This window comes from Oxobacter pfennigii, assembly GCF_001317355.1.
GTDB classification, from domain to species: Bacteria; Bacillota; Clostridia; order Clostridiales; family Oxobacteraceae; genus Oxobacter; species Oxobacter pfennigii.
Genome location: NZ_LKET01000068.1, coordinates 331,733 through 351,759 on the forward strand (window position 1 = coordinate 331,733; position 20,027 = coordinate 351,759).

Consider the following 20,027-nt stretch of genomic DNA (forward strand, 5'->3'; position numbering starts at 1 on the left):
AAATTATATATTTCTGATTTACTTCAAAAAAGGAAGGTAAATATGAAAAAGCCTTTTGTTTTCTCTCTTGTTCTAATTGTAATAGATCAGGCAATCAAATTGTTTATTGCACATTATTATATAAATGCTGATGCAGTTTTACTTCCAGGTATTCTATTTTTCCGCCCTGTTCAAAACATCAATTTAACGTGGATTGCCAGCATAATTGATTATAAAACACCTGCCTTGCTTATGATTGTTATTCAGATTTTTTCCTTAGCCATAATTACCTTTTCTTACCGCTATCTCTCATATCTCTGGAATCAAGGAAAGAAGCTGTTAAATGGAATGTTGATATTTTTTATTGCAGGTATAATGTGTTCGTTTATTGATGTAGCGTTTTGGGGTGGCAGCCTGGATTTTTTGCGGCTATTTGATTTGTTCACCTTTGATTTCAAGGATGTCTATTTGAACATCGCCTCAGGCTTTGTACTTTTTTATACCGGGAACTATCTCATAAAAGCATACAGTAAAATGAGCAAAGCAGAACGCAAGCAAACGGGACTCTGCCTCTGGATAAAAAATGGTATGCCTTCATCGCCCATAGGATAGTAACTATTATCGGGTGCTGACGAATTGCTCCATTACTATTTTCAATAAAAACTGATAATCATATAATCAGCTTCAGCAAATTAAAGGGAGGATTTGTATGCTTAAAGCTTCAATGCCGGAATACTTTGCCCCGATGCCGGACATCGGCATGGCCTTTGAGCGCATAGGCCTTGATCCGAAAGGAGACTATTCGCCGGATGTCGGCAATCTTCAAAAACTTATGTATGCACACATAACACATGTGCCCTATGAGAACCTTGACATCTACGACTACAAACGTAAGGTCGACTTTGCGCTCCCGCACCTGTTTGAAAAATTCGTACTTTACAGGAGGGGCGGATATTGCTACGAGATAAACGGATTCTTCATGGGAATATTGGAGGCCCTCGGTTATGACTGCTATCCTCTTTCCGGGAGGCTTCTTTTCGGCAAAGATGTGGCCGGCCCAATGTCACACAGGACTACCATTGTAACCATCGGAAATGATCAGTACCTCTGCGATGTAGGATATGGAGCCGGCTGCGCCGAGGGGCCTGTTAGTCTGAGCAGTCCGGGAATACAGGATATCTTAGGATACAAGTTCTCCATAAGGCATCATGACGGCGGCTTCTATGGAGACATGACCCTTGTAAAACACTTTGACGACGGGACAGAGTCTGACTTCTACACAGTCTACAAAAAGCCCCATACGCTTTTAGACTTCATAGGCCCCAATTATAATACCTCCACCAACCCGGAGTCACCCTTCCTAAAGAGGCGAGTGGTGAGATTGAGGACTGAGGCCGGCAGCATAGTAATAGACAACAAGATCTTCAGGCGAAAGGCGGACAAGAAAATATTAGAAGAAGAAATAACCACCAACAAAAGGCTCTATGAGATACTTACCCAGGAATTCAACATGATAGTGCCTAAGCTTTCATTCAGTACCGACTTCCCGAGAGAATGGTTTTAGAAGAAGACGGCATAGTAAAAATTTTAAGAATAGGACGGCATTATGAATAAGTGCTTCAAGGCAGCCAGCATTAATTAATATTAAAGGCCTATACCAAATAAAACCGGTATAGGCCTTTAATATTATTGATTCTTCATCTATATATAAAAATTCCTTGACAAACACATAGAACCTGCTATTATATATTGTCATCTATATATGGCCATTATAAAAAATAAATTAATTGTATCGATACAATTTACTGCAAAGGAGTACTTGTAAATGAATCAATCAAATAAAAAACTAACTTTTATGGTTTATACGGCATTATGTATAGCCATGGTAACACTATGTACCATGATAATAAAGGTACCTTCTGTAAAGGGCGGATACGTAAACTTCGGCGATATAGTTATATTCATAACCGCTGTGCTCCTTGGCAAAAGGGCTGGTATGCTTGCCGGAGGCATAGGCTCTGCTATGGCTGATTTGCTCTTAGGCTACTCTGTGTACGCGCCGGCCACATTTGTAATAAAAGGACTGGAAGGGTTTTTATGCGCACTTATTGCAAACAGAAAGGATAAGGAGGCCACTATAAAGTCCATGATTCCTGCCGTAATCATATCCGCTGCATGGATGGTCCTGGGATATTTTATATTTGAATTTAAAATAGGAGGATTGCTATTTGCCAATGAATCCTTTGGATTCACAGCAGCAGTCTTTAACCTCCCGGGGAACATAGTACAGGGAACGGTAAGCGCCCTTGTTGCCATCCCATTTATACTGGCCTTAAGAAAAACAAAGCTGAATTTTAATTTGAAAAGGTAGCAGCCGGTTCTGGTTACAAAAAAGGTTTCTGTGAACTACAAAACCTTTTCAAATCAAAATTTTTGGACTCCTCAAAATTGGGGAGTCCAAAAATTCAATAAGTACAATTTCACTACTATGCAGCATGGAATATTATTTCCCCCATGGTTTGTTTGTAAGCACATAAATATATGCTTTTCATCAGCATGGCAGTTGTTACTGCTCCTACGCCGTTTACTGCCGGGGTGCATGCCCCTGCTTTTTCTTTTATGCTGTCAAGGTTTACATCACCGCATAGCCTGCCATTCTCGTCAAGATTTATACCTACATCTATAACAATAGCTCCCTCTTTTACATATTCCTGTGTTACAAATTTGGGCACTCCTATAGCAACAACAAGAATGTCTGCCTGCCTTGTTTTTCCCGGTGTGTCGGCGGTTTTTGCATGGCATACGGTTACAGTGGCATCCCTGTCCATCATCATTTCCGCAACAGGCTTGCCTACCTTGTTGCTTTTGCCCATTATGGCAACATCTTTTCCCTCCAGGTTTACATTTATATAGTCAAGGATAGCAATTACCGCTTCTGCCGTACATGGATACATATGGCCTTTGCCTGTTATATTGTCAACATCCTTTATTGGATTGATACGGGTAATGGCATCGGCAGCTGAACCTTTAGGTATTAAAACCATTATTCCATGGATGCTTTCATCCCCGTTTAAAGAATCAATCAGGCTTAAATATTTATCCGATGCATTCTTTTCATCATTGCTAATCTCATAAAGCCTGTATCCTATACCCATGGACTTACACTTTTTGGTGATGCTTTTTTGATAGGAGATATTGCCTTCATCATCACCTATTTTTACTATAGCCAGAGTGGGTGTAACTCCTTCTTGTTTCAGCTTCTTAATCTTCTCTATTGTTTCTTCCTCTATTGAATGTGCAATCTCTTTGCAATTTATTAATTCCATGCTATTAATATCATCTTTAAATAAATACTTTTCCATATTAACTCCTCCTAAACCCGGTATAAATACCCCCTACAGCATGCTGCAAGCTTTCTGGAAATTTAAATAAATATACCGGAAATGCTTCTTTGAGTACATACTATCATAACAGCTGCTTATAATTCTGTGACTTGAATCTCAAAAAATGCAGATTTTTATTAAAGGAAGAGTATAATAAACTGCTTTTCATCTATACTTTTGCTGGGGACTCTCCAGTCCGCACTATTAAACCCATAAAAGATCAATGTGCAAATGCCGATATTAGCAAGCCAGTTCTACTTGTTGTTCTCACTATAAAATTTGAGAGCTTCGGCTGCATACGAGAAAAACCCTACTTTTCTGCACTCTCATGTTTCTCCACATAAAATTGATAGCGCTCTTCATAAGAGACTTCCTGAATAATTTAGTTAATCGTCCAGGTATAACCAAAAGGATAGATGATTTCTGCATATTTTGTACCCATAAACTCGGATACCTCTTGTCAATCGAAGCAACTTTCTCCGGTGAATGCTCCACTTTAGGGGAATTTGCGGATACTCCTTGCGATGGATCAAACCATCGCTTTCCAGCTCTTTTAGCGCGGTGCTGAGCGTCTTAAAAGAAATACTCTTAATATATTTTTATTTCATTGAGCGCTATTGGGCAGGAGCCAGATTACAAGAATGGTAGACGTTAAAATTTTGAAATGTTTACCGCTTCCAAGGAACCTGCCAAATGCTTGGATAGTATTTGCCCTGCGAAGATTCCTTCGTCGGTATAAAACCTGGTACTGAACCCGCGCACATTTCTCAAGGTGTCCGGCGTTCCCTGATTGCTTGACGCAGGGAGTAGCGCACCGCCACCGGCACCTGTTGACCGGATGTTTGCAAAAATCCAGCTTTGGTATATTCCTTCATCGAGTGAGTGGTACGAAAATGTCCAAAAGCACCATATCCTTTTGTATGAATGCGCCGTGGCAGCGTGGTGGAGAATACAAATGTCTCTAAAGTCTCATGCAGAGCGGTGTCCTGCATAAGGACAGGCCCCCCCCGTACACCCACCGTCTGCGAATGGGATACATCCGAGCCCCCTGTTTTTGCGGGCGTTGCGTTTGAACGGGGTGTTTCGGCAGCCATTGGCTTGCCGTTCCTATAAGCACCCGAAAAGGGTGGTTGATATTGATTGCGCTTGATCTGTTCATTTTGTCCACCTTCCTCGCGCCGTGCTTTCTCTTGCTCTAATCGAAACCATCCGTTATTATTATCCACTTATAAACCCTCCAAATCGTGCAAAAAGCACGATAATCATATAATACAGTGTATTCAAAATCATCATTACTGTTACGCATGTTCTAATCTTCCATAAACCGCGCATCAGGTTTTATTATCAGGGGGAACGCCCCCGCGGTCTCCTCTTTTAAAGAATAAACAGCAGCTTTGAATTTAGAATATACCTCTATATTTTATTATAAAATGAAAAACCGCCCTTTAGGCGGTTTATGCATTTCCTTTGAGAAGAAGAGCTATTAAGCGTTGTGTTCCTCAATCTTGCTTAAAATCGATTTGAATACTTCGTCGCTTGGGGAGATTTCGCTATCTTTAATGGCTGCTATGGTTTCTTTTGTGCTTACAGCAGCTGATTGCGTAACAACGGTGCCTTTTGCTGTTTGAATAGCCGGAATAAGGCGAATCCGATTGTAAAACAGTATGCCGGCTCCGGCAATTACTATCATGGAAATAAGCAACGGCGACAGCCATAGGTTGTTGGCGGCTGTGCTGTCATCCAGTAATATCGGAGCGCCGCCTGCTTCTACTACAACCATATCTCCGTAAAGCTTGTAAAATTTATTTTTATATTCCGTTAAAACGCTCTCGTCTACGGATACGACTACTCTTGATTCTTTTCTACTTTCACCGAAGCCGGTAACTTTTCCATCTGCCGAAGTCCAGCCTATACCTACGCTGTATACCTTATTACCGCTTCCCATATAATTTGCCGTAATTTCCTCACTGACTGCTTTCATCGCGTTGTGAGAGTATGCCGCTGTGCCAAATGACACTCCTGAATGGTCAGCAAGCAAGGCACGTATCTGTTCTTCTTTGGTACCATCGTCATTTACAAGCAGAACCGTTAGATTGTTCATGCTGCCGTCGGTGCTTACTACACCTCCGACATAATCAGGATATCCCTTTTGCTCCCAGTATTCAAATAATTCTACAATATTTGAATATTTTCCATCAGGTAGACGGGAGGATTCATTATTCCCCGGCTCCTCTCTGTATGTGCCTTTATCAGGAGCATTTAAATATGCAGGCATATCATCCGAAACGGGAGTATCTGCTTTTGGAGCCTTGTCAATATAAAGGATTCCATCCTGTGCCTGTACGGGAGCTTTACTTGCGGCAAATGCATTAACAGACACAGACAGGCTGCATGCAAGTGTCATCAAAATTATTATAAATCTTTTCATATCGCACCTCCAGATAAAATAGAGCGTAACCGCCCTACTGCTTTTTGATACTTCCAGAGAACCGTTCCCAACGGAATGTCCATCATACCGGCTATTTCCCGAAATTTCAATTGGCCGTTAATGCGCAAGGACACAATTTGACATTCCTGCAAAGGCAGGGTTTTCATAGCATGGTCAATATCCATTTTCTGTGAAAAATCGTCTGTCGGGAGGTATACAATGTCCTCTATACTCTTAAGATCAGCAAACTGCGGTCGTTTTCTCACACTGTCAATTGCCAGATTGCGAACTATCTGGAATATATAAGCGCGAGGTTTTCTGATCGGAGGCTTTGGTGGTGACTTATACAGTTTGATAAAAACCTCCTGCAAAATGTCCTCTGATAACGCTTTGTCCTGTGTGATACGCAGGATAATCGTATACATCGGTTTATTAAGATGTTTGTAGATTTCTTCAAAGGCTGTTTTGTCACCGTTGCTCAAAGCGGCAAGTTTTATTTGTAATTCTTCATTGGTCACTCCTTCGCCCCCTTTCACCTACTATGACGCATTAAGAGTGCGATTTTATTGGTGGATTAAAAAATTTTATTTTGTGGCGAATGCCATATTAGTCGGTTCGTTTATCTCCAACAAAGAACAATGCGACTGTACCAGGTCCGGTGTGGCTCCCTATTACCGTTCCTACACTGTTAATCATTACAGGGGCGGACAGATTTGGGAATGAGCCCTCCACAAGGTCTGCCACCCTGCGCGCATCTTCAAAGCAAGCGGAGTTTGAAATAAAACACTTGCCGTCATAATTCAAACCTTTTGCGGCGTGTTCACGCATTTTCTGCACGATTTCTTTAATTACTCGCTTTTTACCCCTGATTTTTTCGCGGCTTATCAGCTTACCGTCAAAGCTCATATTCATCAGAGGACAAATATCCAAAATGGTGCCGACCATAGCAGCACTGGCAGAAATACGCCCTCCTCTTTTATAGTGAGAAAGGTCAGTAGAAAAAAACCAATGATGTATATTAAGTTTGTTTTCTTCCAGCCATGTGCATACTTCCTCCATTGAAGCGCCGGCGTCGCGCAAATCTGCCGCCATATCCATTAGTAATCCATAGCCGCTTGAAGCACCGAGGCTGTCAATAATAACAATTTTACGCCGGGGATATTTATTCATAAGCTCTGCCTGAGCGATGCAGGCGGAATTATAGACGCCGGAAAGCCCCGTAGAAAGCGTAACATGCAAAATGTCCATCCCTTCTAGAAGAAAGGGTTCAAAGAATGAAACAAACTGGTCTGCATTTACCTGCGATGTTACAGGCATCGCTCCGGCAGCAATGCGGTCGTAAAAATCCTTGAAACTCATACTCTGCCCAAGATCATCGAAATATTCTTTTCCATCCATGAAATAACGGAAGCATACATAGGGTATGCCGCGTTTTTCAAAATAGGCCTTGGGCATGTCGGCAGTGGAACAGCATGTAAGCATATAATTTGACATTTTTAATCCTCCTTTTTTATGTAGTCGTTCATTGTTTACCTATGATTCTCATACCGGGTCTACCCCATAATCTTTTTCAGCAAGCCCAGATGATTTCTAAATGGCGGATACCTAAGAGGGACATCCAGAAGGTTTGATTTTTTTATAATGCTTTTTTTGTGTGTAAAGGTGTCATAGCTCCCTTTTCCGTGATATTGCCCCATACCGCTTTCTCCAACACCTCCGAAGGGCAGGTTGGAATTTGACAGGTGGATAATCGTGTCGTTAATGCAGCCGCCGCCAAAAGAAGCCCTTCTTATTGCATGCACTTCGTTTTTCTTGCTTGTGGTAAAGAAATAAAAGGCAAGTGGCTTGGGATGCCTGTTTACCATATCCAGCGCATCATTCAGATCTTCAAATTCCATTATTGGAAGCAGCGGGCCGAAAATCTCTTCCTGCATCACATCACTTTCCCATGTGATCCCCTCAAGGATTGTGGGCGCTATTTGTCTTGTTTTTTCATTTGACTGCCCTCCTGTAACAACACGCCCGCTTTTCATCAATCCTGAAAGCCTCTCAAAGTGCTTTTGATTGATGATTTTGGGGTAATCGTCATTTGCTGCCGGATTATTTCCGTAAAAAACCTTAATGCAGTTTTTCATTTCGCTGATAAGTTCATCTTTCACACTTCGGTGTACAAGAAGATAATCCGGAGCCACACAAGTTTGGCCTGCGTTTAAGAATTTCCCCCAAACAATCCTTTTTGCGGCAAGTTTAACATTTGCGGTTTCATCAACAATACAGGGGCTTTTCCCTCCCAGCTCCAAAGTAACCGGAGTAAGGTGCTTTGAAGCCGATTCCATGACAATTTTTCCGGCTTGCGGACTGCCGGTAAAAAAGATATAATCGAACTTTTCGTCCAAAAGCCTTTTATTGGCTTCTCTGCCGCCGCGCACAACCGCAACAAATGATTCGTCGAAAATCTCACTTATGATTTTTTCAATAATCTCAGATGTGCGGAATGAATACTCCGAGGGCTTTACAATACTGCAATTTCCTGCTGCTATTGCACCGATCAATGGCACCACTGCTAGCTGGAACGGGTAGTTCCATGGAGACATAATTAAGACAGAACCGTAAGGCTCTCTGTATATGTAGCTTGATGAAAGAAAATGTATAACTGGCGTTTTGATACGTTTTGGTCTTGCCCAATTTGAAATATGCTTGATTGTATATCTGATTTCTTCCAATACAATCCCGACTTCTGTTTCATAGGCTTCAAAGGGAGCTTTATTTAGGTCAAATTTCAATGCAGCTATGATATCACCTTCATATTTCTTGATTGTGTCACGCAGCAAATTAAGCTTGGCAATACGGAAGCTAACATCTTTTGTTTTTCCTGTATCAAAAAAATCCCTCTGCTTTTCTATTGTTTTCTTGACATCGTACATAATAATTGCCTCCTAAAATCTCACCATTTAAAAATAATTTTCCAAATCTCCAGAGCCATATACATCTGTGTTATCGGTAAGTAAGTCAACCAACCAATAAGGAAAGAGATATTGTCAAATAATTTAATTGTGAAGAAATTACTTAGCCTCTAATATCATTTTAACTATTTTTCCAATAGGTATATTGTCATCTCCAAACATTTTTTGAATAATAAGGCTAAAAAGGGGGCAATGGGACAGATTGTATACCCTGCACACTCTTAGAAAAGAGGCCTACCATTTGTAATAATCACTCAAATAATACTTTTTATTTAATAATACTATTAATTTTGCTATTAATATGATAAAAATAACCAGACCGATGTTCGGAATAATGAATTGCCGTTTATAACAATAAATAATATATTCTTATTAATCCCTGTGATATTTTCACCAATTAAATTAGTTATTGTTTTCCTTAACAGCATGATATTTCATATAAAATTCAAAGCTGTCCGGATTTCCGGACAGCCTTAATTTTGTTGTCTATTTACAAAAATTCCAATAACTGTTTCACGTGAAACAGTTTGATATTAGCCCTTGATGACACTGTGTTTACAAATATAAATTTACTTTTTTTCTTAAAAATTTTATAAACATCAAGGGAAAATTTATCTTATGAAATTCGTAACGGCCCTGGGTTCTTTTTCAGGAAGTGCAACTCCCGCACTTTTACCTGCCTCTATGCATTTTAAAAGCCAGGCCATGTTTTTGCCCAGAGTTCTCATGGTCTGCATGCCTTCCAAATCCTGCTTAACTTCCTCGGGATTATTTCCATGGACCATGTTCCAGTATTGCGAGGATACAACTGGCATCTGGGAAATGGTAAAGTATTTGTTCAATTGCTCAAAAGCTGCGGTTGCACCGCCGCGGCGGCAGCACACAATTGCAGCTCCCGGTTTATATGCAAAGGATGTGCCGGCAAAGAACAGCCTGTCTAAAAATGATGTTATCATTCCCGATGCTCCTGCGTAGTGAACAGGGGAACCAAATACAAATGCGTCTGCTTCTTCTGCTTTTTCTAAAGCTATGTTTACTGTGTCATCGCTGAATATACACCTTCCGGAATTGGTTGTTTTACAGCTGCGACAGGCCATGCATCCGCGGATGGGCTCCTTCCCCACGTGGAAAATTTCAGTTTCTATGCTTTCTTTGTTAAGGGCCGAAGCCACCTCGCTTAATGCCGTATATGTGGAGCCTTTGGCATTGGGACTTCCGTTGATAAGTAAAACCTTCATTAAATTCACCCCTCAAAATATAAATTTATACTTTTCATTATATTTGTTTGATAAATTTCTGTAAAGCAGCCACAGCCTTCACCGGTGACTGCCTATACAATTATTTGCTCAATTTTTCAGCTGCAATGTCAATTTGCTCTGCTGTTGGAATTTCATCAAAATCGATGTAAACAATCCGGTTGCTCCAACAGAGGATGTATTCATCCAGTCCCTCATTTTGCTGATATAGCTGATAAACTGCATCAGCCTGCCACGTGGGGTCATCCGTCTTCTTGAAGTACCTTTTATCTTCTTGGGGGACGTCCTTTTCATAGTGATATTGGTCTAAATAATCATTCAGGCAGAGGTTAAACAATGCAGGCAGCTTAACCTTTACAATCTCATATTTCAATTCGGGAGCATACCGGTCATCGGGAAAAGAGTTTTGCCGTGCATCAAACTGAGCCAGAATAAAAGATTCTCTTGCCGTCCATTCGTAGGAGTAGCGGTCATAATCCACATACTGTAAATCCTCAACCTTCAAAGGCAGCGAATCATGGAAAATATCCCAGGTCCAGGTGCTGCCATTCGGTTGTATGGTGGTATAGGTTTCATCCGGTTGATTGCCAAACCAGCCGGCATTCACTCCCCTGAAAATGCCCCAAGCCATGGCGCCGGTCAGAAGCAAGGACAAAACCACGCAGGAAACCATCGTAACGGTTAGATTGACCTGTCTTGAAGCCTTCACCCGCTTAAGAGCATTCTTGATTGCGAGCACCAAGGCAATTAAAACTGTTATATTTACTATCCCTAAAATTATCATCCAACCAGAGCGTTGTGATAATATGTGAAATGCGGCCAAGGCTATTAGTATTCCTTCCAAGAACAGCAAAAAATGCGATATTTTCTTATAGCCGCTGCTGCTCTTAATGCAGGCTTCTCCCATATCAACCGATTTCATGGACTTTCGATACCAGAATATATAACCGGTTAAGTTTACCAGTATATAGACAGCAAGGATATTCCAGGTTGCCGCCGTGAAAAGAGCCGTGCCGTTTGACAGCAGGTAAACCGGATTATCTTTAACTGTGTATAACTGCAAAATAATCTGAAACAGGGACAAGAGCAGCAGCAACGCACTGCTGGGCAGGAAGTTTTTTTTCATGGCCCGGTGGATTGCTTTGAGTTTAACTAATTCGTCTGTTTCAATAGGCGTTGGATTTTCCTGTTCCGTACAGAATATCTGCATCTGCGCCCACTCTGTTATTAGATTCCAGCCAGCTTCCTTGCAGTATTCATGGAAAGTCTGCTGATTCTCCGTAGGATAAGGGTTGAATTCCGAAGCTTCGGAGAAGTAAGTAACGGCATAGGTAATCTTCTGTGGCTCTGTTCTGCGGTACTCCCAATAAAATGGGGTGATTTTTTTTAGCTGCCAACCCTTAGCGGCCATTTCCGCCAGATGGGTTTCAATACTTGTATAGTCATAGAACAGGAACTGTTCAAATCTACGCTTTATCGCTTTCATCAGAGCTGCCTCCTTTACTTGCCGAATATTGCCGGTAGTCGGCCGTCAGTGTCATCAACCGCTTATATTCCTCCTCAAGGGCCTGCATACCTGTTCCGGTAATCAAATAACTGCGCCTGCGGCCTTCGACCTTCGTTTCGCAAATCATGCCGGCTTTCAAAAAACTCTCCAGAAGATTATAGAGAGTACCGGGACCGACGGATACCCGTCCAGCGGTCATGGTGCGGACCTTTTCCATAATGTCCATGCCATAGCATTCCGATTGTAAACAGAGAAGGATGTAAAACATCTGCTCCGTCAACGTTTGAAACTTTTCTCTTGCCACATCCGGTGCTCCCCTTTCAATTATTATCGAATATCGTTAATTCTATTTACAGTATATTATCGAATATCGTTAATGTCAAGAAAAAAGTATCCATAGAACTTTTCTCTGTGGATAGGCTCTTTATTTGATAGTAATAATCTGCAGTTCAAAACTGCCCGTTTAATTGAAATTTATTGAATTTTTCTTATTGGAAAATATACTTATTAATCTTTAGATATAACGCCTTACTTTATTCATATAATTTATGTACTCTTCCCCAAATTTCTTTACGCACCATCTTTCTTCCGATAGGATAATCCAATGCGCTGATACCTGAAATACTAATAGTATTGCAAGCAGTATCAACGACTGAGTAAGCAGCACACAACCTAAAAAATAAATAAAATATGCCACATACATCGGATTGCGGGAAACCCGGTAGAGTCCTTTAAGATTGATACCATTATCGTCAGGTTTTGCAAAATTTGATACGGACACAAGACACAATAAGACTCCTAATCCATATATCACCAAACCTGCATAAAACCAATACGGATTAGTCGTAATCTTGAGTAAGCACACATATACAAAAATCAGAATGTTTGAAACCTGATAAAACCAGTATGCCGCCTTTTCTTTTCCAATCAATGGAGCGAAGAAAGCCGCACGTTTTAACGCTTTTTTGTCTAATATGCTTAAAAGCCCGAACCTTATAAGTATAAGTGGTATTACTGTCAAAAATGCATTCATTTTTACGCCAGCAACGCTTTCACATAATCTACGGGGACATCCATACGAAGGGCAGTTTGTTCAACTGTCAGGCCCCCGTCAATAAATCTTTTTACAACGACTGCCATATTTTCTCCAACCTCAATAATGTGTTTGTCCGGATCATAGAAACGCACAACGCACTGGCCCCATGAATGTTCTTTTAGCGGGTGCACATATTCAACTTCAAAACTGTTCAGCTTATCCATAAAGCCGTCTATGTCATCTTCTTCAAAATACAGTTCCGCATCGTTGTTTCCATATGCAATTTCGCTCTCTTTCTTGTGAATAAACCCCTGCCAGCTTTTCGAAGTCTGCAGTGCAAAGCCTCCTGTCAGCGTCACATTTGCACCCAAATCTTCGATGACCTCCTGGCCCAGCAAATCATGGTAAAATTTCTTTGATTGCTCTATATCTTTTACGGCAATCAATGTACACACATATTTCATACAAATATCCCTCACATTTTAAAATATTAAATCCTCGTGCTTTATAATCTGATTATACCGCAAAAGTTCAACATACAACATTTCTGTTTCCTTTGAAACGGGGCTTTGAATTACGGCTGATTTAAGCTTCATGCCATGCCTTCCTATGGGTTGGTCCGGTGTAATGATTATTCCGATGGAACCGTTTTTTGATAAAATCTCGTGCCGGCTGTTGAGATATTCAACGGTATGGAATTCAAAAGAAATATCATCCTCTGCTTCATATTCGATGACGGGAAAATACATTCCTCTTGGGCATATAACTTCAAGCTGTTCAAAGAAGCTTTTTTTCATCTTAAGCAAATCCACCTCGCTCATTCTCTCGAGATGGCGGGGGTCTGAAAAGCTCCTCTCTATTTCCTCCCATATATCCATCAGATAGACGCGGTGAATATAAAAGCGGTGAATTCTTTCCGACTGCTTATCCTTAAATTGAAAGGAACGGGAATAATTCCTGCCTGTATTAAGACGCATCCTTTTTCCAACCGGGTATTGCCGGATATGGTTATTTCCAAAGCGCAGCATGACGCCGCCCATTTGATTCCCAAAAGGTATATTCTCATATTCCCCTTCTAATTCTATTTCAGCAAAAATAAGATGGGAAAAATCTCTTAATGCAAGTCTGCTGCAAGGTTTAAGGCCGTTTTTTATAAATTCCGCGATCAAGAAAACAGGTTTAAAATCGTTATCATTAAGGCGGTAAGAAGAAATACAGGAGATTTTGAATTCCTGTGTCCCGATGTTAATCGATTGTATGCATGTCATTGGTATCCCATATTCAACTTTGTTTACATTACAGATTTTCTGGCGGTTGGTAAGGGACTTCTTTCGTGAAGGTTTGGAAAGTTCCTGTTCCTCCGCCAGAAGTTCTGCCTCATAAACCTGTTCGTCAAACTGTAAGGCATACAATTTAAGTGTCTTTCCCTGGCGTATCAAACCTGCAATCTGGATTGCAGACCCCTCTTTAACAATACTTTTATTAATGATCCTAAGTTCGTCGAACGCGGGCATAGCAGCTTGTAAAAGTTCAAAATTCATGATAAACCTCCGTAAAGCTATAAGTTTCAAGGGTATTTTATCTCATAAGTACATGCTGAAACAGAATATATGCCGCCAATGGTTTCCTGCTGGCATAAGTTGTTTATCTCCTCCTATGCCATTCCTGCCAAAAAGCCATATAACCGTCCCGGTCCAGACCGTTTTCCTGCGGTATCTGTTTAGGAGAGGCCTTTTTGTAAAAGTACTCCACCGCATCGGCAAATTTGCATATCACCCGGCGGTAAAGCACAAACCCTACAAGAGTTTCCCGCCCGCTTGCCGTAATTAACCGTATTCTTTCCCCCTCATGGCGTACGGCCCAGTCGATACCGTTTTCACATCCGGTGATATCAACCTCATCCAGCTTATCATTGGCATATAAGGTATGACCGCAGCAGGGAAGCATCTTCCCGCCAAAGTATGTGGGCTCGTGATTTTCTGTCAGGGTTTTGAGCATCTGCAAGGCCGCAGCGCTGACCGTGCAAGGATAGGAAAACTTCTCAGCCCCTATTCCTACCGATACCAGCCCGTGCAGGCATAAGTCCTCCGGGTCGTCGCCGTCAGCTTTTAACCAATGAAAATGTCCGGAATGGACAGAAAAAATATATTCTGCCTCCGGCACATCATCATGCTCCGTTCCGATGCCGGATAATATATTTCCTTCAGGCGCGGAAATCACTGCTCCGCGATCGTCGTAAAGGTGGAATATACAGGCGGATTCCATGTCAATGATGAACACTTTAGAAGCAAGCTCGTAACTGCCGCCTATATCAGACATAATTATTTCTCTGAACAGGCGTTTGGTGTCAATGCCTTTGACCCCATACAGCCGGCGGGTGCAGGTATAGTTTCCTTCCTTTAAATCCCCGGCGGCAGTGCAATCTCCTTCCTCCGGCCGGCATTTCCATAAAAAGGTGGCGAGCTCGGATGCTTCCCTTGAAATCAGACAGCTTTCCACAAAAGCTACTTCCTCCAGGTTTCCCTCACTGTACCTGTCTTCATAAACAACAATCAGGTCTTCTTTAAAAGCAATGCTTTCATAGAGCTTAACAGCAATTTGTACACAGCTCTCTGTATATTCGGGATTAACGCCTCCTCCCATATCCTCCGAACGGTATGGACTGCCTGGAGACAACTTCTGATACAGAGCATACGGGGAAGTCAGCTGGGACAAAATACCCTCATAGCCGTTATGTTTATTTAAAATTATTTGCAATTGTCTTTTTAATTTCATAATTAAGCTCCTTTTAATTCTTCATGCTCCTGTTAACTCCATTATCAGTCAAACCTTTTTATTTTATAATAACAAATGAAAGAGCAGTTTTGTAACAAACTATGAAAAAAGTTTATGGTAAAGCAGTATGGCAAAAAGCCATGAAATGTTTATACGGCACATGGCTTGCAAACCACCAACTGGTTACACAGCCTTTTTCAGCAGAGAAGTATTATCAAATAGATTCCGATACCTCCATAATGGAAATATGGGTGATACCCGTTTGTATGAGGTGATATGTAAAACAGCAGGATACAAAATTACATGTATCCTGCTATAATTTTATGAAGCTATTTTTAATTTTCACTGATTAATTAAGCAAACACTTCCAGGTTTTAATGTTAAAATGCCTTTACGGCTTTAGCTTCCTAAATTGCCCTGGAGATATACCTTCAGTCTTCTTGAATACCTTGCTTTAATGATAAATATGATAAAGTGATAATTTTGATCAAATATTATAATTTAGATGAATCTATAGATGTAAATGGAATTCTGAACAGTTTAGATGATTTTTAGAAGCACATTCTAAAATCATATTCAATTCTAAATGATAAGTTTAAACAAAGTTTTTTTGTCGCAAGTTTTCTTGATAATAGTAAGCCTAAAGAATGTAATGAAATAATACATCAGTTTAAAATGTATGGAATAGATACTATAAATACTATTCGCAACTTAAACATGCATTATACCGGTGATGATAATGTAGTAACGCAATGTGCCTTTATATTTTATTAATAATATAGTTTTTTCCTTTAGGTAGTGTAAATAATTTGGCAGGTGAATGATAAGGTAAGCTCCTTTCTGGTAAGAATCAAATAAAATTCCTCCGATAAAAAAATTCAAGCTGTTGATATCATATTCATGTTCAACAGCCTGATCTAAACAACACAAAGGAGGTAGTGTATGTTAGACAAATAATTTTTCTAAAGCTAAAACATATTATTATTCAATTTTTACCGGCCCTATCTTGTTCTTACGGTATGCGTTGGTGAAGCTTCTGCACAGCCTGTCCTGTCCCATTAATGCTTCAATTGTTATAAGTGAAGTATACAAATCCCGATTTACAGGATCCATTATTGCTGAATCCATTCCAACGAACATTGCTATTGTTAAAAAATGCTGGTTTATAACCCTTCTTAATGGCATACCGAAGGATATATTGCTTAATCCCGATGTAATCTTAATCGTTGGATATAATTCTTTGATTTTTGTAAGTGCTTCCACAAAGTTTGGAAGTGATTTATTCTCTGCAGACATTGCCATTACAAGAGGATCTACGTGAATCCTGTCCGGTGCAATATCATAGTTTGCAGCCTTTTCTACTATTCTCTTTGTTATATCCACCCTCGCCTGAACATCGGAGGGAATTCCCTTATTGTCACATGTCAATGCTATAACCTGCCAGTCAGTCCCCTTCATTAAAGGAAATATTACTTCGCATTTATCTCCTTCTTCTGAAACAGAGTTTATTATGCCGGGTTTTTTGGCATACTCAAAAACCTTCTCTATCATTCTTGGGTTAGGGCTGTCAATACAAAGGGGCTTATCTACAGCATTCTGTATTATATCCATCATCCATTTGAGAGTTTCCACTTCAATTTCCGGTGCTGTGCTGGCACAAACATCAATGTAATCAGCTCCTGCCTCAGCCTGCTTAACAGCAAGATTGCGGATAAATTCTTCATCTTTTTCTTCAATGGCCTTCTTTACACTTGGTATTGTTCCGTTGATTTTTTCTCCAATTACTATCATATAATTTCTACTCCTTAAGTTTTATAGTTTGTCGTATATTTAATTTCATCAAGAGTAATACAAATCATCTCTTATTCAGCCAATATGTCATTCTCTATAATATTTTATATGCACCAAAAAACGGTACAAAAAATATGTATCCTACCATACAAACGACTACAAAAATTGCCGTCATAATGAGCCCGCCCCTGATCATATCTTTTATACTTAGAAAACTGCTGCTGAAGGCTGTTGCTGCCGTAGCACCCGCCCATGGGAAGATCATTCCTACTCCCAGGGCAGGAATAATTCTTGCGACTGCTGCGGGATGAATTCCTATATTGCCCATGATAGGGAACAAAATCGTAACCATTGCGGTGGTCGCAGCAGTACCGGAAACAAAATTAGTTAGTATAATTGTGAAAAGTACTGCTACAATTAACGTTGTTACTCCATTTAGCGCTGCCAATTGGGTAGACAAATAGTCGATGGCCCCAAATTTGGATAACAATCCTGACATTGCAACTCCGGTAGTTGCCATAAATGTAATTTCCCAGTTGATTTTTGTAGATACATCCTTTATGGACAGCAATGGTTCACTTTCATTGGCAGGAAGCATACATAGGAGGAGCCCTATGAAAGTCACCACCCAATATATATCCATAAATTTAAATGATGATACAAATGATGGAAGAATTAACATCACAGCCATAACAACTATTGCTATAATAACCATCTTTTCGGACTTTGATATTGGCCCTAATGCTTTTAGCTGATTTTTGAATTCCTCAAATTCACCGGGAAGATTCTCAACTCCTGGTTTAAATAACCATTTAATTACCCAATATCCTAACAGTAACAGGATTATTCCAATGATAACCCCAGTGAACATCCATTGTGTAAAAGTTATAGTAATGCGGGTTGTATTTTCAAGTAATGATAATGAAATCATATTATGAGGTGCTCCCAAAGGTGTCATTACACATCCTGCCTCAGCTCCATATAAAGCTGCTAAAGTAAAAGTAGTTCCAAGTCTGGCAGGGCTTACCTCAATACCTTTTTCTTCATATTTTTTAACCAAGTTTGTGATGGTTGCAGTGCCAATCGGTATTAATACAGCTAATCCGCTGGCGCTAATTATCGATGCTAATATAGCCGAAACCACCATAAACATAAACATCGTTCGTATAACAGAGCCTTTTATCCATTTAACAGTTAAAATGCTAAGTGTCAGTCTTTCACCAATGCCATGTTTTTCGATAGCTATACTTAAGAGGAATACACCCATCAACAACTGGAATATGGGATTTCCATAAAACGATGCAATCTCCTTGATACTTAATAAACCGGTGGCAGTAAAAAATAAAATAGGAACAAAAGATGTGATAACCCATGGTACGGGCTTTAACATCCACCAAAATATCAACCAGGCAAATAAAGCAACGGTTATATGTCCGTTTGGATCCATTCCGGGTATTGGAATCAGGTAAACTAAAAGACATACTAAAGGACCGGACAATAAGTTAATCCAAAATTTATAACTCTTCTTTAACATGGATAATTTCTCCTCCTTTAATACCTTTCCATTAATTTATTTGAGCATCAATACAAAAGTTTGATATGCAGTAAAAATGTAAGCGGGGATAATCAGTAAATCTGCCTAAAATCTTTCAATACCTATAAGCAATAGATAAGGATTTGTTGGAAATATTGATATATCCCCGTAAAAACTACTATAAGAAACTAACAATAACTCTCATTATAAATCCAGCTATTATTGAGTTTATAACTGCTATTATCATACATGGACCATAATACTTTTTAGGTGTTTGAGCTACTGCAAGTATTCTTCCTAATTGCTGCACTTGTTGCCCCATACAATATATCATAGGGAGTAATATTGCGCACTGGATACCGACTAATGTTCCTTTTTGTACTAAACTTGCTGTAGCACCTATTGCACCGGCTATGGAAAGAAATGCAGTAACTAGAACAGCTGCAGCTTCACCAGGTAATCCGAATAAACCCATTATAGGACCTAATATTTTTCCGATTATTGACATTAATCCTGTTATTTCAAGTATTTGAATTAATACATATGCCATAATAAAGTTAGGCACCTGGTTATATAAATTGGTCTCTACTCCTTTTCTGCATCCTTGGACAAAATCATTCATTATGTTACCTGTTGGTTGATTACTTGCCATTCTTTGCCTCCACCCTTCTCTCTGCAAAAATAATATACAATCTCATAAGATTAGCGCCTATTACTTTACATACTATAGCTACCAGCATTGGAAGCACCATGGGCAATTTATCCTCGAAAAATGGTACCAATGCTATTCCGGCTGAAAAATAGCTACCTATTGTAGCAGAAGCGGAAAATAAAAATGCTGAAAAAATACCTAACTCTTTTTCTGTTATTAAATTATTATTTACTAAGTCTGAAGTAAGCGCAGCGCCGGTATCGCTGCTTTGAAGGCTGCCGACCAATGCCAGGCCTGTCCATCCAGGGATTCCCATAAGTGGTCTTAAAATCGGATTTAATAATCTTTGTGCGGCTTTCAGTCCGCCTTGTCCTTCAATTACATTAATTAAGCCTAATGCTAAAGCAACTGCCGGAAGTACTTCAAGTGCAAACATAAATCCTTCCCTTGCACCTATACCGCCTGAACCTCTAAATCCGGCCGTTGCATCTTTAAATACCTTCCCATACTTACCCAAAAGTGTTGTATAGTCAAATATCCTCAATATATTATTAAAATTTGCAAATATCCCTGAAAAAACCAATATAGCCAGGATCAGCGCTATATAACCTCTTAATTCTACCTTGGGTTTTAATAATTCTTCCTTCATTGAATTTTCCTCTAATTTTACTTCTCCCATCAATTTTGCCTCCTCTTATTTAAAAATTTAAATATTAGAATTTT

At 39.9% G+C, this 20,027-nt stretch carries 22 protein-coding genes and 1 pseudogene; 4 read left to right on the top strand and 19 right to left on the bottom strand.

The annotated features are described in order from the left end of the window. The first annotated feature begins 42 nt into the window (after nt 1-42). The 3 genes from OXPF_RS21000 to OXPF_RS21010 all read left to right on the top strand — a co-directional run bounded on the left by OXPF_RS21000 (nt 43) and on the right by OXPF_RS21010 (nt 2,350). Entirely contained in the window at nt 43-591 is a 549-nt protein-coding gene (locus OXPF_RS21000; protein ID WP_054877162.1) for a signal peptidase II, read from the top strand. Nucleotides 592-688: 97 nt separating this feature from the next. Next, nucleotides 689-1,543, top strand: coding sequence for an arylamine N-acetyltransferase family protein (locus OXPF_RS21005; protein WP_054877163.1), 855 nt, complete (start codon nt 689-691; stop codon nt 1,541-1,543). A 261-nt stretch (nt 1,544-1,804) separates the two neighbouring features. Next, nucleotides 1,805-2,350 carry an ECF transporter S component gene (locus OXPF_RS21010; RefSeq protein ID WP_054877164.1) on the top strand — a complete coding sequence of 182 codons (546 nt, stop codon included), beginning with the start codon at nt 1,805-1,807 and terminating at the stop codon, nt 2,348-2,350. A gap of 115 nt (nt 2,351-2,465) precedes the next feature. On the opposite strand, the gene OXPF_RS21015 is transcribed toward OXPF_RS21010, so the two are convergent. The 15 genes and pseudogenes from OXPF_RS21015 to OXPF_RS23230 all read right to left on the bottom strand — a co-directional run bounded on the left by OXPF_RS21015 (nt 2,466) and on the right by OXPF_RS23230 (nt 15,327). Then, a complete protein-coding gene (locus tag OXPF_RS21015) occupies nt 2,466-3,341 on the bottom strand; it encodes a bifunctional 5,10-methylenetetrahydrofolate dehydrogenase/5,10-methenyltetrahydrofolate cyclohydrolase (RefSeq protein WP_054877165.1) in 876 nt (291 codons plus the stop codon). Between the two features lie 515 nt (nt 3,342-3,856). Further along, nucleotides 3,857-3,961: pseudogene (locus OXPF_RS23700) on the bottom strand (winged helix-turn-helix transcriptional regulator); the annotation flags it as partial. Nucleotides 3,962-4,013: 52 nt separating this feature from the next. Beyond that, entirely contained in the window at nt 4,014-4,124 is a 111-nt protein-coding gene (locus tag OXPF_RS23460) for a hypothetical protein (RefSeq protein WP_278308419.1), read from the bottom strand. A gap of 5 nt (nt 4,125-4,129) precedes the next feature. Continuing rightward, nucleotides 4,130-4,588, bottom strand: coding sequence for a catalase (locus tag OXPF_RS23465; protein WP_054877166.1), 459 nt, complete (start codon nt 4,586-4,588; stop codon nt 4,130-4,132). Nucleotides 4,589-4,845: 257 nt separating this feature from the next. Beyond that, complete coding sequence (locus OXPF_RS21025; protein ID WP_054877167.1) at nt 4,846-5,790, bottom strand: hypothetical protein; 945 nt, start codon at nt 5,788-5,790, stop codon at nt 4,846-4,848. Then, a complete protein-coding gene (locus tag OXPF_RS21030) occupies nt 5,787-6,308 on the bottom strand; it encodes an RNA polymerase sigma factor (RefSeq protein ID WP_054877168.1) in 522 nt (173 codons plus the stop codon). Before OXPF_RS21030 ends, OXPF_RS21025 begins: the two co-directional genes overlap by 4 nt. A gap of 88 nt (nt 6,309-6,396) precedes the next feature. Continuing rightward, on the bottom strand, nt 6,397-7,284 hold the full coding sequence (locus OXPF_RS21035; protein ID WP_054877169.1) for a DegV family protein: 888 nt from the start codon (nt 7,282-7,284) through the stop codon (nt 6,397-6,399). Nucleotides 7,285-7,343: 59 nt separating this feature from the next. After that, a complete protein-coding gene (locus OXPF_RS21040; RefSeq protein WP_054877170.1) occupies nt 7,344-8,714 on the bottom strand; it encodes an aldehyde dehydrogenase in 1,371 nt (456 codons plus the stop codon). A gap of 650 nt (nt 8,715-9,364) precedes the next feature. Beyond that, on the bottom strand, nt 9,365-9,991 hold the full coding sequence (locus tag OXPF_RS21045; protein WP_054877171.1) for a flavodoxin family protein: 627 nt from the start codon (nt 9,989-9,991) through the stop codon (nt 9,365-9,367). Nucleotides 9,992-10,091: 100 nt separating this feature from the next. Continuing rightward, nucleotides 10,092-11,495, bottom strand: a complete 1,404-nt coding sequence (locus tag OXPF_RS21050) for a DUF2812 domain-containing protein (RefSeq protein ID WP_054877172.1) — start codon at nt 11,493-11,495, stop codon at nt 10,092-10,094. Next, nucleotides 11,476-11,820: a PadR family transcriptional regulator gene (locus OXPF_RS21055; RefSeq protein ID WP_054877173.1), complete on the bottom strand. Its 345-nt coding sequence runs from the start codon at nt 11,818-11,820 to the stop codon at nt 11,476-11,478. The genes OXPF_RS21050 and OXPF_RS21055 overlap by 20 nt, the downstream gene beginning before the upstream one ends. Before the next feature lie 210 nt (nt 11,821-12,030). Continuing rightward, a complete protein-coding gene (locus OXPF_RS21060; protein WP_054877174.1) occupies nt 12,031-12,549 on the bottom strand; it encodes a methyltransferase family protein in 519 nt (172 codons plus the stop codon). A gap of 2 nt (nt 12,550-12,551) precedes the next feature. After that, the gene (locus tag OXPF_RS21065) at nt 12,552-13,016 is read right to left on the bottom strand and encodes a VOC family protein (RefSeq protein WP_054877175.1); all 465 of its coding nucleotides are present in this window, start codon (nt 13,014-13,016) and stop codon (nt 12,552-12,554) included. A gap of 18 nt (nt 13,017-13,034) precedes the next feature. Beyond that, nucleotides 13,035-14,093, bottom strand: a complete 1,059-nt coding sequence (locus OXPF_RS21070; RefSeq protein WP_054877176.1) for a hypothetical protein — start codon at nt 14,091-14,093, stop codon at nt 13,035-13,037. 103 nt (nt 14,094-14,196) lie between these two features. Further along, a complete protein-coding gene (locus OXPF_RS23230; RefSeq protein ID WP_054877177.1) occupies nt 14,197-15,327 on the bottom strand; it encodes a DUF3885 domain-containing protein in 1,131 nt (376 codons plus the stop codon). A 101-nt stretch (nt 15,328-15,428) separates the two neighbouring features. On the opposite strand from OXPF_RS23230, the gene OXPF_RS22010 reads away from it, so the two are divergent. Next, nucleotides 15,429-15,602, top strand: coding sequence for a hypothetical protein (locus tag OXPF_RS22010; RefSeq protein ID WP_201779752.1), 174 nt, complete (start codon nt 15,429-15,431; stop codon nt 15,600-15,602). Nucleotides 15,603-16,308: 706 nt separating this feature from the next. On the opposite strand, the gene OXPF_RS21080 is transcribed toward OXPF_RS22010, so the two are convergent. The 4 genes from OXPF_RS21080 to OXPF_RS21095 form a co-directional block, all read right to left on the bottom strand. Continuing rightward, nucleotides 16,309-17,118 carry a methyltetrahydrofolate cobalamin methyltransferase gene (locus tag OXPF_RS21080; RefSeq protein ID WP_054877178.1) on the bottom strand — a complete coding sequence of 270 codons (810 nt, stop codon included), beginning with the start codon at nt 17,116-17,118 and terminating at the stop codon, nt 16,309-16,311. A 94-nt stretch (nt 17,119-17,212) separates the two neighbouring features. Next, nucleotides 17,213-18,652: an SLC13 family permease gene (locus tag OXPF_RS21085; protein WP_054877179.1), complete on the bottom strand. Its 1,440-nt coding sequence runs from the start codon at nt 18,650-18,652 to the stop codon at nt 17,213-17,215. A 178-nt stretch (nt 18,653-18,830) separates the two neighbouring features. Next, a complete protein-coding gene (locus tag OXPF_RS21090) occupies nt 18,831-19,304 on the bottom strand; it encodes a nucleoside recognition domain-containing protein (protein ID WP_054877180.1) in 474 nt (157 codons plus the stop codon). Beyond that, complete coding sequence (locus tag OXPF_RS21095) at nt 19,294-19,983, bottom strand: nucleoside recognition domain-containing protein (RefSeq protein WP_054877181.1); 690 nt, start codon at nt 19,981-19,983, stop codon at nt 19,294-19,296. The genes OXPF_RS21090 and OXPF_RS21095 overlap by 11 nt, the downstream gene beginning before the upstream one ends. Nucleotides 19,984-20,027 lie beyond the last annotated feature (44 nt).

Excerpts from the sequence above, each read along its gene's own strand:
- OXPF_RS21000 (WP_054877162.1), top strand. The coding sequence starts at position 43 with ATGAAAAAGCCTTTTGTTTTCTCTCTTGTTCTAATTGTAATAGATCAG.
- OXPF_RS21005 (WP_054877163.1), top strand. The coding sequence starts at position 689 with ATGCTTAAAGCTTCAATGCCGGAATACTTTGCCCCGATGCCGGACATC.
- OXPF_RS21010 (WP_054877164.1), top strand. The coding sequence starts at position 1,805 with ATGAATCAATCAAATAAAAAACTAACTTTTATGGTTTATACGGCATTA.
- OXPF_RS21015 (WP_054877165.1), bottom strand. The coding sequence starts at position 3,341 with ATGGAAAAGTATTTATTTAAAGATGATATTAATAGCATGGAATTAATA.
- OXPF_RS21025 (WP_054877167.1), bottom strand. The coding sequence starts at position 5,790 with ATGAAAAGATTTATAATAATTTTGATGACACTTGCATGCAGCCTGTCT.
- OXPF_RS21035 (WP_054877169.1), bottom strand. The coding sequence starts at position 7,284 with ATGTCAAATTATATGCTTACATGCTGTTCCACTGCCGACATGCCCAAG.
- OXPF_RS21040 (WP_054877170.1), bottom strand. The coding sequence starts at position 8,714 with ATGTACGATGTCAAGAAAACAATAGAAAAGCAGAGGGATTTTTTTGAT.
- OXPF_RS21045 (WP_054877171.1), bottom strand. The coding sequence starts at position 9,991 with ATGAAGGTTTTACTTATCAACGGAAGTCCCAATGCCAAAGGCTCCACA.
- OXPF_RS21050 (WP_054877172.1), bottom strand. The coding sequence starts at position 11,495 with ATGAAAGCGATAAAGCGTAGATTTGAACAGTTCCTGTTCTATGACTAT.
- OXPF_RS21060 (WP_054877174.1), bottom strand. The coding sequence starts at position 12,549 with ATGAATGCATTTTTGACAGTAATACCACTTATACTTATAAGGTTCGGG.
- OXPF_RS21065 (WP_054877175.1), bottom strand. The coding sequence starts at position 13,016 with ATGAAATATGTGTGTACATTGATTGCCGTAAAAGATATAGAGCAATCA.
- OXPF_RS21070 (WP_054877176.1), bottom strand. The coding sequence starts at position 14,093 with ATGAATTTTGAACTTTTACAAGCTGCTATGCCCGCGTTCGACGAACTT.
- OXPF_RS23230 (WP_054877177.1), bottom strand. The coding sequence starts at position 15,327 with ATGAAATTAAAAAGACAATTGCAAATAATTTTAAATAAACATAACGGC.
- OXPF_RS22010 (WP_201779752.1), top strand. The coding sequence starts at position 15,429 with ATGAAAAAAGTTTATGGTAAAGCAGTATGGCAAAAAGCCATGAAATGT.
- OXPF_RS21080 (WP_054877178.1), bottom strand. The coding sequence starts at position 17,118 with ATGATAGTAATTGGAGAAAAAATCAACGGAACAATACCAAGTGTAAAG.
- OXPF_RS21085 (WP_054877179.1), bottom strand. The coding sequence starts at position 18,652 with ATGTTAAAGAAGAGTTATAAATTTTGGATTAACTTATTGTCCGGTCCT.
- OXPF_RS21090 (WP_054877180.1), bottom strand. The coding sequence starts at position 19,304 with ATGGCAAGTAATCAACCAACAGGTAACATAATGAATGATTTTGTCCAA.
- OXPF_RS21095 (WP_054877181.1), bottom strand. The coding sequence starts at position 19,983 with ATGGGAGAAGTAAAATTAGAGGAAAATTCAATGAAGGAAGAATTATTA.